The organism is Pimelobacter simplex (assembly GCF_024662235.1).
GTDB lineage: Bacteria > Actinomycetota > Actinomycetes > Propionibacteriales > Nocardioidaceae > Nocardioides.
The window spans coordinates 1271562-1283469 of the sequence record NZ_CP096276.1; the positions used below are offsets into that span (position 1 = coordinate 1271562).

At 71.6% G+C, this 11908-nt stretch carries 13 protein-coding genes; 4 read left to right on the top strand and 9 right to left on the bottom strand.

Annotated features, from left to right (window positions below):
- The first annotated feature begins 8 nt into the window (after positions 1 to 8).
- The gene (locus tag M0M48_RS06125) at positions 9 to 605 is read left to right on the top strand and encodes a class I SAM-dependent methyltransferase (protein WP_257750459.1); all 597 of its coding nucleotides are present in this window, start codon (positions 9 to 11) and stop codon (positions 603 to 605) included.
- Here M0M48_RS06125 and M0M48_RS06130 read toward each other — a convergent pair.
- From M0M48_RS06130 to ctaE, 7 genes are all read right to left on the bottom strand, one after another.
- A complete protein-coding gene (locus tag M0M48_RS06130; RefSeq protein WP_215815229.1) occupies positions 602 to 937 on the bottom strand; it encodes a DUF2304 family protein in 336 nt (111 codons plus the stop codon). The two genes, M0M48_RS06125 and M0M48_RS06130, sit on opposite strands and share 4 nt — an antisense overlap.
- On the bottom strand, positions 934 to 1635 hold the full coding sequence (locus tag M0M48_RS06135) for a glycosyltransferase family 2 protein (protein ID WP_257750460.1): 702 nt from the start codon (positions 1633 to 1635) through the stop codon (positions 934 to 936). The genes M0M48_RS06130 and M0M48_RS06135 overlap by 4 nt, the downstream gene beginning before the upstream one ends.
- Positions 1636 to 1709: 74 nt before the next feature.
- Positions 1710 to 3074: a hypothetical protein gene (locus M0M48_RS06140; RefSeq protein ID WP_257750461.1), complete on the bottom strand. Its 1365-nt coding sequence runs from the start codon at positions 3072 to 3074 to the stop codon at positions 1710 to 1712.
- 139 nt (positions 3075 to 3213) lie between these two features.
- Positions 3214 to 4929: a cytochrome bc1 complex cytochrome b subunit gene (qcrB, locus tag M0M48_RS06145; RefSeq protein WP_257750462.1), complete on the bottom strand. Its 1716-nt coding sequence runs from the start codon at positions 4927 to 4929 to the stop codon at positions 3214 to 3216.
- Entirely contained in the window at positions 4919 to 6019 is a 1101-nt protein-coding gene (gene qcrA, locus M0M48_RS06150) for a cytochrome bc1 complex Rieske iron-sulfur subunit (protein WP_215815225.1), read from the bottom strand. The genes qcrB and qcrA overlap by 11 nt, the downstream gene beginning before the upstream one ends.
- Positions 6016 to 6891, bottom strand: coding sequence for a cytochrome bc1 complex diheme cytochrome c subunit (gene qcrC / locus M0M48_RS06155; protein WP_257750463.1), 876 nt, complete (start codon positions 6889 to 6891; stop codon positions 6016 to 6018). The genes qcrA and qcrC overlap by 4 nt, the downstream gene beginning before the upstream one ends.
- A gap of 34 nt (positions 6892 to 6925) precedes the next feature.
- Entirely contained in the window at positions 6926 to 7579 is a 654-nt protein-coding gene (gene ctaE / locus M0M48_RS06160) for an aa3-type cytochrome oxidase subunit III (protein ID WP_215815224.1), read from the bottom strand.
- Positions 7580 to 7681: 102 nt separating this feature from the next.
- On the opposite strand from ctaE, the gene M0M48_RS06165 reads away from it, so the two are divergent.
- The 3 genes from M0M48_RS06165 to trpD are packed head-to-tail and all read left to right on the top strand — an operon-like array spanning position 7682 to position 10071.
- Entirely contained in the window at positions 7682 to 8632 is a 951-nt protein-coding gene (locus tag M0M48_RS06165; protein WP_257750464.1) for a cytochrome c oxidase assembly protein, read from the top strand.
- A gap of 10 nt (positions 8633 to 8642) precedes the next feature.
- Positions 8643 to 9044, top strand: a complete 402-nt coding sequence (locus tag M0M48_RS06170) for an Rv3143 family two-component system response regulator (RefSeq protein ID WP_257750465.1) — start codon at positions 8643 to 8645, stop codon at positions 9042 to 9044.
- Between the two features lies 1 nt (position 9045).
- Positions 9046 to 10071: an anthranilate phosphoribosyltransferase gene (gene trpD, locus M0M48_RS06175; protein WP_257750466.1), complete on the top strand. Its 1026-nt coding sequence runs from the start codon at positions 9046 to 9048 to the stop codon at positions 10069 to 10071.
- 91 nt (positions 10072 to 10162) lie between these two features.
- Here trpD and M0M48_RS06180 read toward each other — a convergent pair whose 3' ends face one another.
- Together M0M48_RS06180 and M0M48_RS06185 are read right to left on the bottom strand one after the other, a co-directional pair.
- Positions 10163 to 11605 carry a hypothetical protein gene (locus M0M48_RS06180; protein WP_257750467.1) on the bottom strand — a complete coding sequence of 481 codons (1443 nt, stop codon included), beginning with the start codon at positions 11603 to 11605 and terminating at the stop codon, positions 10163 to 10165.
- Positions 11606 to 11624: 19 nt separating this feature from the next.
- The gene (locus tag M0M48_RS06185; RefSeq protein WP_257750468.1) at positions 11625 to 11903 is read right to left on the bottom strand and encodes an Lrp/AsnC family transcriptional regulator; all 279 of its coding nucleotides are present in this window, start codon (positions 11901 to 11903) and stop codon (positions 11625 to 11627) included.
- Positions 11904 to 11908: the final 5 nt, after the last annotated feature.

Below are 11908 nucleotides of genomic sequence, written 5' to 3' on the forward strand. Positions count from 1 at the left end.
CTCCGGGCGTGGGCTATCACGAGTGGCACGCGCGGCCGGGCTACTACCGCGACGTCGTCCGTCATTTCGAGCCGGGCAGCCGGATCCTCGACATCGGCTGCGGCACCGGCTGGCTCTCGGAGGACTTCCCGGAGTACGTCGGCCTCGACCACACCCCGGCCGCCGTCGACGCGGCCCGGGAGCGGGGTGTCGACGTACGCCTGGCGGACTTGGAGCGGCCGTTGCCGGTCCCGGACGCCTCGTTCGACGGCGTGGTGCTCAAGGACGTCCTGGAGCACCTCCTGGACCCCGTGGGCGTGGTGGCCGAGGCGTTCCGCGTCGTGCGACCCGGGGGACGGGTGTTCGCCTCGTCGCCGGACGCCCAGCGCTGGGCCTGGCACGACTACACCCACCGCCGCCCGTGGACGCGCACCTCGATGCGCCGGATCTTCGCCGACCAGGGCTTCGCGGTCGAGCGGGTGTCGTACGAGAGCGTGGCGCCGGGGACCGGGATCGTCTCCGGCTGGTTCCCGCGCAAGCGGCGCCCGCGGGTGCTCGCGGTGCTGACCTGGCTGCCCGGGTGGCGGCGCAACGTGTGGATCGTGGCGCGCCGGCCGCTCGGCTAGACCCGCTCGCGGTCCACGTCGGCGAGCGCCTGGGCGCGGGCGAGCTGGGCGAGGCGGCGCTCGAGCTCGCGCATCCGCATGCCCTGCACGATCGTGGTGAAGACGAAGACCACGACGAGCACGTAGAGGATCAGGTTCGGGCCCTCACGGACCCCGACCAGGTGGGCCGCGTCGGTGACCAGACCCGGCGCGACGACGCTCGCGGCGGCCCCCGCGGCCACGGCGAAGCCGGCCATCCGGGTGAGTGCCAGCCGGCTGCCGCTGGGCCGCGTGCGCAGCAGCCACACGACGCCGACGAGGATGCTGGCGAGCAGGAAGAGCCGGATGATCATGCGGTCGCTCCCAGGCGCTCGGCGGCGAGGTCGTAGAGGATGTTGAGCGCGTTGAGGTTGGACTGCCCCTTGCCGCGCGAGTAGTCCGAGTAGCGCATCGTCACCGGGTGCTCGCGCCACGACAGCGACGCCGCGACGATCCGGGACTCGATCTCGGAGGCGTGGGCCATCCCGTGCTGGCGCAGGTTCATGCTGGCCGCCGCGTGCCGGTTGAGCACCCGCAGCCCGTTGTGGGTGTCGGTGAGCCGGATCCCGGTGATCGAGCGGGAGAAGCGCAGCGCCGCCGCCATCAGCACCCGCCGGGCCACCGGCTGCCCCTCGGTGCTGCCCAGGTTGCGCGAGCCGAGCACGATGTCGACCTCGCTCTGCACCGCGACCTCGACCATCGCCGCGGCGTCCTCGACGAGGTACTGCCCGTCGGCGTCGAAGGTCACCAGGTGCCGCGCCGTCGTCCGCCCCAGCACGTAGTCGAAGCCCGTCTGCAGCGCCGCGCCCTGCCCCAGGTTGACCGGGTGCCGCAGCACCGTCGCCCCCGCGGCCCGGGCGGCGTCCGCGGAGCCGTCACGCGAGCCGTCGTCCACGCACACGACGTGGGGGAAGACCTCGCGGAGCTCGCTGACGACCGTGCCCACCATCGCGCCCTCGTTGTACGTCGGCACGACGACGACGGTGCGGTCAAAGGCGGTGGGGGTGCTCACGCGGTCGAGAGTAGTGAGCCGGGACCGCCGCCGACATGGGTCGCGGGCAACTGTGACCGACAGTCCTCGCGGCCCTAGCCCGTTCTGACTACGTGAGCGTCCTCACCGTCGTCGGCCCCGGCGAGCGCCTCGCGCAGCCACCCCCGCGCCAGGTACGCCGTGACCAGGCCCAGCCCGATCACCACGACCACGACCGGTGCGGAGATGCTGGCCGTGGTCGCGATCGTGTAGTGCGTCCACCCCCACGAGGCCGTCTTCTGGACCAGCCCGAGCCCCAGCGCGGCCCCGAGCGCGATGGTGCCGAGCTGGTAGCCGAGCACCGGGGTCAGCCAGGCCCGCGCCCGCGCTCCCATCCGGTGCAGCGAGACCATCAGGAGCGGGAAGGCGCAGCAGAGCGCCTCGAGCGGCAGCCGGTAGCCCCAGAAGCCGTTCCCGCCGTGGTACGGGTTCAGGTAGACCTGGACCAGCAGGTAGGCCAGCCCGCCGAGCGCCAGGCCACGGGTCCAGTCGGGCGCGCTCGACCAGCTCCGGACGACCGCCGGCCCGAGCAGCAGGAGCACCGGCGTCCAGACGAGAACGCCGTAGCCGGGGGAGACGAAGACCCCGGCGAGGTCGCCCAGCTGCTCCCACCAGGTCCGGGTGGCGGGCCACGCGGCGAGGTCGCCGGCGGCGTACCCGGTGGTGGGGCTCCAGGAGCCGTAGAACCAGTGCCCCCACAGCGCCAGGAGCCCGATCGCGGGGATGCTGGTCGCGGCGATCTTGAGCGCGATGCCGGGGCGCCGGCGCGCGTACGCGACGACGATGCCGAGCACGGCGACGGTGAGCGCCAGGTGCAGCCGCCCGAGCAGCGCCACGCCGCCGAACATCCCGACCAGCCACCAGCGCTCGCGGTGCGCGGCCCAGGCCATGCCGCCGATGCCGACCGCGGTGACGGTGTGCGGCCACAGGGTGGACCCGATCACCGTCCAGTACGGCGTGGTGAACGCGAGCGCGGCAGCGCCGGCCACCGTGACCGGGAGCGGCACCGAACGGGGGATGCTGCCAGCGAGGAGCAGGAGCGCGATGACGGCCAGCAGGGCTGCCGTCAACGACGCCGGCATGAAGGAGACGCTGTCGTCGTTGCTCCCGCCGGTGAGCACCTTCTGGACGAGGTACGCCGGAACGGCGGCAGCGATCGGTCCGGCGCTGCGCGCGATGACCTCTTCGCCGTTGTCGGCGTTGGTGGTGGTGAAGAGGTCGTCCGTGGTCCAGCGGTCGGGGAGCGCCTCGTCGTCGTGCGGTAGGTCGAGCCACGGGGTCCCGGTCGTGGCGATCTTCCACGACGCGACGTTCGCGGAGACCACGTCGGTGGTCCGCGGGACGTGGAAGGCGGAGAGCCCGAAGATCACTCCAGCGACCAGCATGAGGAGGACGAAGGCTCGGCGACGGCGGTCGGGCATGCGCTGATTGTTCGTCATGTTCCTCGGAGATCGCGGGGGATTGGCCGGAACCGGGACCCTACCGGCCCGAGAACGGCTGTGGCCCCGAGTCCCGCAGGTGCGGGGCTCGGGGCCACAGGAGGTCACTCAGCCGATCAGCTCAGTGGTCCGCAGGACCGTGCCGGTTGGGACCGGCCGCGATCTGCGACTCGAGCTCGTGGAGCTCGTGCTCGGCGTGGTGCTGAGCCTCGTGGAGCTCCTCGGCGGTCGGCTTCTGGACGTTGTCCGCGAAGAACAGCGTCGCGAGCTTGGCCCGCAGCTTGCGCTTGCGCAGGTCCTTGCCGGTGGCGCCGCTGGCCTCGATCTCCTCGACCGTCTCGGGCACGGGGTCGTCGTCGCGCGCGGTGAGGGTGTAGGCCTCGGACTCGGGAAGCGGCAGGTGCTTCTCGGCGTAGGCACCGTCCGCGGAGCGGACCAGGACACCCGACTCGAAGCCGTGGAGCAGCTTGCCCTCGTCGTGACGCTGGAGCGAGATGCACCAGCGGCGCGTGATGATGAAGGCGATCACCGGTCCGATGAAGACCGCGGCCCGCATGAAGTAGGTGATCTGGTTGATGCTCAGGTGCATCTTGATCGCGATGATGTCGTTGCCGCCCGCGGCCCACGAGAGGCCGTAGAAGGTCATCAGCGCGACCATGATCGCCGTACGGGTCGGGGCGTTGCGGGGACGCTGGAGCAGGTGGTGCTCGCGCTTGTCACCGGTGATCCACGACTCGATGAACGGCAGCGCCATCAGGATCATCAGCATCAGCGGAGGCATGACCAGGATCGGGATCATGACGTTCCACGAGACCGTGACGCCCCAGATGTGCGTCTCCCACGCGGGGATGATGCGCAGGAGGCCGTCGGGCCAGCCCATGTACCAGTCCGGCTGCGAGCCCGCGGTGACCTTGGACGGGTCGTACGGTCCGAGCTTCCAGACGTTGTTGATGGAGAACAGGCCGCCCATGAGCGCGGTGACGCCGAAGACGATGAAGAAGAAGCCGCCGGCCTTGGCCGCGTAGACGGGGAGCATCGGGTAGCCCACGACGTTCTGCTCGGTCCGGCCGGGACCAGGCCACTGCGTGTGCTTGTGGTAGACGAGCAGCAGCATGTGCGCGGCGACCAGGGCGAGCAGCAGGCCCGGGATGAGCAGGATGTGCATCGCGTAGAACCGCGGGATGATCGCGTCGCCCGGGAACTCGCCGCCGAACAGGAAGAACGACATGTACGTGCCGACCACCGGGGTGGCCTTCATGAAGCCGTCCGCGGCCCGGACGCCGGTGCCCGAGAGCAGGTCGTCGGGGAGCGAGTAGCCGGTGAAGCCCTCGATCGTGCCCAGCAGCAGGAGCAGGCAGCCGATGATCCAGTTGACCTCGCGCGGCTTGCGGAAGGCGCCGGTCAGGTAGACCCGGAGCATGTGGATCATCATCGAGGCGATGAAGATCATCGCGGCCCAGTGGTGCATCTGCCGCATGAGCAGACCGCCGCGCACGTCGAACGAGATGTCGAGCGTGGAGGCCATCGCCGAGGACATGTGGACGCCGCGGAGCGGGTCGTAGGAGCCGTTGTACTGGATCTCGGTCATGCTCGGGTCGAACCAGAGCGTGAGGAAGACACCGGTCAGCAGCAGGACGACGAAGCTCCACAGAGCGATCTCGCCGAGCATGAAGGACCAGTGGTCCGGGAAGACCTTGCGGATGTTCTTCTTGAGCGCGCTGCCGAGGCCGAGGCGCTCGTCGGCCCAGTTGGCGATCGCACCGGCGCGCTGAGCGCCCTTGGTGGTCGCAGGGGTCGAGCCGTTGGTCGTGGCGACCTTGCTCACATCAACGCTCATAGTAGTCACGCTCCCAGAAGCTCGGGCCGACCGGTTCGTCGAAGTCGTGCTGCGCGACGAGGTAGCCCTCGTCGTCCACCGCGATCGCGAGCTGCGGCAGCGGACGCCCGGCGGGGCCGAACACGACGCGGCCGGAGTCGGCCAGGTCGAAGGTGGACTGGTGGCACGGGCACAGCAGGTGGTGCGTCGTGCGCTCGTTCAGGGAGATCGGGCAACCGACGTGGGTGCAGATCTTGGAGTAGGCGACGATGCCGTCGACCGTCCAGTTCTCGCGGCTGCTGCCGTCGGCGGCCTTGCCCGGCTTGATGTCGCCCGGGTTCATCCGGAGCAGGATCAGCGAGGCCTTCGACTTGTGGATCTGCAGGTTGACGCCCTCGACCTCGGAGGGGTCGAGGCCGTAGCGCTCGGGGTTGTGCAGCGCGTCGGGCTGGCAGTTGACCAGGTCGCCGATCTCGAGGTCGGAGGCCAGGATCGGGGTCCAGATGCCGTCGCGGACGATGCGCATCGGAGCCTGCTTGGTGCCGTCGCCCCAGATCGTGTGGTACAGCTTCTTGCCCGGCAGGGGACCGAGGTCGCGCAGCAGCACGACCGCCGGCAGACCGAGCAGGCCGACCGCGCCCAGCAGGGAGTTGCGGATCAGCGGACGGCGGCCGATGCCGGACTCGTTGAGCCCGTCGGTCAGCGCCTGGACGGCGACCTCGCGGTCCTCCTCGGGGGAGGCCGCGGCGTGCCGCATCTCGACCAGCTCGTGGTCGGCCATGAGCTTGCGGGCCCAGTGGATGATGCCGACGCCGATGAACATCAGGGCCAGGCCCAGGGTCAGGCCGAGCGCCATGGTCGAGGCGCCGAAGCCGCCGATGACGGTCCAGTTGTCACCGATGTCGAAGGTGAAGTAGGCGACCAGGAAGGCCAGTGTGCTGAGCGCGGAGAGGCCGAAGAGGATGGCCACCTGGCGCTCGGCCCGCTTCTCCTTGGCGGGGTCGACGTCCGTCGGCCGCCACTGGTGCTCCGGGAGCCCCGGGTCGGCGATCGGCCCCGTGGGCACGATCTCGCCGCCCTGGGGGGAGTGGGTGTCGTGTGCGTCGGTCACGCTGCCGCCTCGTCCTTCTTCTTGCTCGAGCGGGTGGTGTGGGCCGCGATCCAGACGGCGAAGCCGACCAGGATGCCGAGGCCGCCGATCCAGGCGATGATGCCCTCGCTCACCGGGCCGAGGCTGCCCAGCGTGAAGCCGCTGTAGCTCGGGTTCTCGTCCAGCTTGTTGAGGTAGGCGATGACGGCCTTCTTGTCCTCGGGCGGGATGTTGCCGTCGGAGAAGGTGTCCATCGACTGCGGACCGGTCAGCATCGCCTCGTAGATGTGCTTGGAGTCGACGCCGCGGATCTTGGGCGCGAAGCCGCCGCGCGGCATGGCGCCACCGGAGCCCTCGAAGTTGTGGCACGCCGTGCAGTTGGCGAGGAAGATCTGGCCGCCGCGCGAGACGAGCTCGTCGACGTCCTTCTGGCTCATGCCCTCGGTGGAGTAGAGCTCCTTGTCCGGGATCTGCGGGCCGGTGCCGAGCGAGCCGACGTACGCCGAGAGGGCGGCGATCTCGTCCTTGGTGTAGACGACCTCCTTGCGCGGCGCCTGGGCGCCGGGCTGGGCCATCGGCATCCGGCCGGTGCCGACCTGGAAGTCGACCGCGGCGGAGCCGACGTCGGTCAGCGCGGGGCCGTACTGCGAGCCGCCCTGGGTCAGGACGCCCTCGCCGCTCTGCCCGTGGCAGAAGGCGCAGCCGACCAGGAAGAGCTCGCGCCCCTCCTTGACCAGCTCGTCCTGGCTCTGGCTCGAGTCGGCCTGGGCCGGCGCGAAGGCGGCGTAGAGGCCGCCAGTCAGCAGCAGGCCGCAGACCAGCACCATCAGGCCGGCGAGCGGGCCGCGACGGTGCCGGGAGAGGCGACCGGCGGAGCGGTTCAGAAGACGCACAATCAGTCCTTGAGAGTCCGGGTCGGGGCGGGGGTCACTTGATGAGGTAGATCGTGGCGAACAGCCCGATCCACACCACGTCGACGAAGTGCCAGTAGTAGGAGACGACGATCGCGCTGACCGCCTGCTCATGGGTGAACCGCTTGGCGACATAGGTGCGGCCCAGGACGAAGAGGAACGCGATGAGTCCGCCGGTCACGTGGATGCCGTGGAAGCCGGTCGTCAGGTAGAACATCGTGCCGTAGGCGTCGTTCGGGATCGTGACGCCCTCGTGGATCAGCTCGGCGTACTCGAGCGCCTGGCCGCCGACGAAGATGGCCCCCATCACGTAGGTGAGGATGAACCACTCGCGCAGGCCCCACTTGCCCACCTGGAGCAGCGAGCCGGCCCGGCTGACCTGGCCGCGCTCGGCGGCGAAGACGCCCAGCTGGCAGGTGAACGACGAGAGCACCAGGATCGTGGTGTTGATCGAGGCGAACGGGACGTTCAGCAGCTCGGTGTTCTGCGACCACATCTCGGGCGAGACCGAGCGGATCGTGAAGTACGACGCGAAGAGCGCCGCGAAGAACATGAGCTCGCTGGACAGCCAGATGATGGTTCCGACCGCCACCATGCTGGGTCGGTCGTGCTGGCCGTGAAGGCGCGAGGCAGGAAGAGATGCCGAAGCTGAGATCGCCACGGGCGCCATTATGGCGGTTCGCGTCGGCGACGGCACCCCGACCCCCTGTTCTGGCGCGTTGCCAGGCGCGTCCTACGCTCGAACAGGTCTCCAACGAGAGGTAGCACGCCCATGCAAGCCGGGCTGGCGGTCGCCGCCGGGAGCGTCCAGGACCTCCCGCCCTTCGGCGCGGGCACGTTCTGGACCCAGTGGGGCCTGGAACCGGTTCCCCTGGTGCTCACGGTGTGGGGTGCGGGCCTCTACCTGGTCGGCGTGGCCGCGCTGCACCGGCGCGGGGACGCCTGGCCGGCCGGGCGCACGATCGCGTGGCTGACCGGGATGCTCGCCTTCTACGTCGCGACCTCGTCGGGGCTGGCGGCGTACGACACGGTGCTGGTGAGCGTGCACATGGTCCAGCACATGGTGCTGTCGATGATCGTGCCGCTCTCCCTGGCCCTCGGCGCGCCGGTGACGCTCGCGCTGCGCACCCTGCCGCGCACGCCGCGCGGGTGGCTGCTCGCCGTGCTGCACTCCCGGGTCGCCCGGGTGCTCGGCTTCCCGCCGCTGGCCTTCGCGCTCTACGTGCTCTCGCCGTGGGCGCTCTACTTCTCCGGCTGGTACGACGCCTCGCTGCGGTCGACGTACGTGCACGAGATGATGCACGTGCACCTGGTGCTGGTCGGCGCGCTGTTCTTCTGGCCGATCGTGGGGGTGGACCCCCTGCCCGGGCGCGTCGCGCACCCGTTCCGGGTGCTGCTGACGGTGCTGACGCTGCCGTTCCACGCCTTCTTGGGGGTGACGATCATGGGGCAGGCCACGCTGCTCGGCGGCGACTGGTACCCCTCGCTCCACGACGGCCCTCTCGGCGCCTGGCTGCCCGACCCTGCGGCCGACCAGCGGCTCGCCGGCGGCATCCTCTGGGGCGCCGGGGACCTGGTCGGCATCGTGTTCTTCGTGGTGCTGTTCGTGCAGTGGGTGCGCTCCTCGATCAAGGAGGCCGAGCGCGAGGACCGGCGCCTGGACCGCCTCGAACGGCTCGCCGCCCGCGAGGGGGCGCCCCCGGAGCGGCCCGCGTCCGAGTAGCATCGCGCGGGTGACGTCTCCCAAGACTCTGAAGGTGCTCGTCTACAGCGACGACGTGCACACCCGCGAGCAGGTCATCCTGGCGCTGGGACGCCGTCCCCACCCGGACCTGCCCGAGCTCGAGTACGTCGAGGTCGCCACCGAGCCCGTCGTCATCCAGAACATGGATGCCGGCCACGTCGCGCTCGCGATCCTGGACGGCGAGGCGGTCCCGGCCGGTGGCATGGGCATCGCCAAGCAGCTCAAGGACGAGATCCTCGACTGCCCGCCGCTCCTCGTGCTCACCGGACGGCCCCAGGACGCCTGGCTGGCCACCTGGTCGCGGGCGGACGCCGCCGTCCCGCACCCGATCGACCCGATCCAGCTCGCGGAGGCAGTCGTCTCGCTGCTCCGCGCCCGCGTCCCCGCCTGACGTGGCGACCTGGCCTGACGTCCTCGGCGCCCTCGTCGCCGGGGAGGACCTGACGCCTGCCCAGGCGACCTGGGCGATGGGCGAGATCCTCGCCGGATCGGCCACGCCGGCCCAGATCGCCGGCTTCGTCGTGGCGCTGCGCGCCAAGGGCGAGTCGATCGAGGAGCTCACCGGCCTCGTCGAGGCCATGTACGACGTGATGACGCCCATCGCGGTGCCCGGCCGGGTGCTCGACGTGGTCGGCACCGGCGGCGACCGGTCGTTCTCGGTCAACATCTCGACCATGGCGGCGATCGTGGCCGCGGGCGCCGGCGCGCGCGTGGTCAAGCACGGCAACCGCTCGGCCTCGTCGCAGTCCGGCACCGCCGACGTCCTCGAGGCGCTCGGCGTCCGCCTGGACCTGCCCGCCGACCGCGTCGCCGAGGTGGCCGAGGAGGCGGGCATCACCTTCTGCTTCGCCGCGCTCTTCCACCCCGCCATGCGCCACGCCGCCGTACCGCGCCGCGAGCTCGGCATCGGCACCGCCTTCAACGTGCTCGGCCCGCTGGCCAACCCGACCAAGCCCGCCGCCCAGGCGATCGGCTGCGCCGACCCGCGCCTGGCGCCGGTGATGGCCGGCGTCTTCGCCCGCCGCGGCGTCGACGCGTGGGTGTTCCGCGGGGACGACGGGCTCGACGAGCTCACCACGACCACCACCTCGAAGCTGTGGGTCGTCCACGGCGGCGAGGTCACCCCGGTCTCCGTCGACCCGGCCGCCCTCGGCTTCGCGCCGGCCACCACCGAGGACCTGCGCGGCGGCGACGCCGCGCACAACGCCGGTGTCGTGCTGCGCCTGCTCGACGGCGAGACCGGACCCGTCCGCGACGCGGTCCTGCTCAACGCCGGTGCCGCCCTGGCCGTCTACGACGCCCCGGGCACGCCGGTCGCCGAGTCGCTGCCCGCCGGGATCGCCCGCGCGGCGCAGGCCATCGACTCCGGGGCCGCGCGCGCCACGCTCGAGCGCTGGGTGGCGGCGACCTCAACCTGAACGCGGGCGTTCGAGATTCATGCGGTTTGGGACCAAACCGCATGAATTCGGGCCTCGGGCATGCGGTTTGTGACCAAACCGCACACCGATCTCAGGCCGGCGGGACGAGGTAGACCAGGTCGTCCGCGCGCTGGGTGACCCGCCAGCCCCGGGCGGCCAGGCCGCCGGCGAGCGGGGCGTCCTCCGGCAGGAGGGCGGCCGCGGGGGACAGCGCGGCCAGCGTGGTGTCCCAGCCGGGGACGAGGGCCTCCAGGTCGTCGTACCGGTCGAGCTCGGCGTCGGTGTAGACGTCCCCGTAGCCGTGCAGCGGGACGTCGAGCGCGGGCTCGGTCCACAGCAGCACCGCGCCGGTCGTCCGGTCGGTGAGTACGACGCTGCCCGGGGCGAGGGCGCCGAGCCGGTCGCCGAACGGACGGACGTCGGCCGCCGGGTCGTCCAGCACCGACTGAGCGGGGGCGACGGCGACCACCGCGACGGCCAGGGCGGCGACGGCGGCGAGCTCGGGTCGGCGTACGGGCGGGTGGGAGGCGGACCGCAGGGCGCTCAGCTCGGAGGCGACGACCGCGGCCAGGACGACCACCGCGAGCGGGAGCGTCCGGCCGGAGTAGACCGCGAACACGCCGCCCAGCGCGAGCAGCGCGATGTCGTAGGGCCGGGGCCGGGGGAGTATGGCCTTGCGGCTGACCATCAGCACCACGGCCGCGAACAGCAGCAGCGTGACGGGCGCGGTGCCGAGGCTGATCAGCTCGGGTGCGCTCCACTCCGCGAAGTGCTCCGCGCGGGAGCTCACCAGCGCGACCGCGCCGAGCAGCCGCGGGCCGACCGGGGTGAGCAGGGCGGCGACCAGCATCCCCGCCGGTACGGCGAGCAGGCCCAGCGCCGCGCGCCGGCCGGGGCGCCGCTCCAGGCAGACCGCGACGGCCAGCACCGCGGCGGTGCCGATGCCGAGGATCCACATGCCGTGGCTCATCGCCCACAGCCAGGACAGCGGGACCAGCAGCCAGGGGGCGCGGCCGGTACGGCGGGTCCGGTCCCAGGCGGCGAGCACCAGGACCAGGAAGAGGTAGCTCAGCAGCTGGGGGCGCAGCGACAGGCTGGGCAGGCAGCCGAGCACCACCAGCGCGGTCAGCGCGACGGCGGGGCCGGGGCCGGTCCGGTGGCGCAGGAGCAGGTAGGTCGCCGCCACGAAGGCCACCACGACCACCGCGAACGTGACCACCAGGCCGGTCGTGCCCGCCTGGTCGGAGATCCAGGACAGCACGACCTGGGACAGCCACTGGGTCGGCACCCAGTCGGCGCTGGAGGCGGTGCTGAGCTGGCCGGGGTGGGCGATCGACCAGTCGTGGCGGAACTCCTCGCCGAAGCGCAGGTGGAAGAACGTGTCGAACGCCCGGAACGGTCGTCGTACGAGCGCGGCGAGGAGGGCCGCCAGGAGCACGCCGGCCAGGAGCGGTGCGACCCGCGCGAGCAGCGGGAAGCGCGATGCCGGCGCCGGCGTGGGTGCGGCGGGCGCGGACGCGGCCTGGTCGGGCACGGCGGGCGGTCGGGGTCGGCTAGTCGAGCCCGAGCGAGAAGGCCGCCTCGAGGTCGTGGCGGGAGTAGGCGCGGTAGGCGATGTGGGTCTCGGTGTCCACGACGCCGTCGACCTTGTTGAGCCGGTCGGCGACCACGGTGGCGATGTCCTCGTGCGAGCTGACCCTGACCAGGGCGATCAGGTCGATCTGGCCGGTCACCGAGTAGACCTCGCTCACGCCCTCCAGCGCCGCGATCGCCTCGGCGACCTCGGGGATCCGGGCGGTCTCGGCCTGGACGAAGACGATGGCGGTGATCATGGGGC

What these genes read in the sequence shown, in the direction of transcription:
- M0M48_RS06130 (WP_215815229.1), bottom strand. Translation starts at nt 937, where the DNA reads ATGATCATCCGGCTCTTCCTGCTCGCCAGCATCCTCGTCGGCGTCGTG.
- M0M48_RS06140 (WP_257750461.1), bottom strand. Translation starts at nt 3,074, where the DNA reads ATGCCCGACCGCCGTCGCCGAGCCTTCGTCCTCCTCATGCTGGTCGCT.
- qcrB (WP_257750462.1), bottom strand. Translation starts at nt 4,929, where the DNA reads ATGAGCGTTGATGTGAGCAAGGTCGCCACGACCAACGGCTCGACCCCT.
- ctaE (WP_215815224.1), bottom strand. Translation starts at nt 7,579, where the DNA reads ATGGCGCCCGTGGCGATCTCAGCTTCGGCATCTCTTCCTGCCTCGCGC.
- M0M48_RS06165 (WP_257750464.1), top strand. Translation starts at nt 7,682, where the DNA reads ATGCAAGCCGGGCTGGCGGTCGCCGCCGGGAGCGTCCAGGACCTCCCG.
- M0M48_RS06185 (WP_257750468.1), bottom strand. Translation starts at nt 11,903, where the DNA reads ATGATCACCGCCATCGTCTTCGTCCAGGCCGAGACCGCCCGGATCCCC.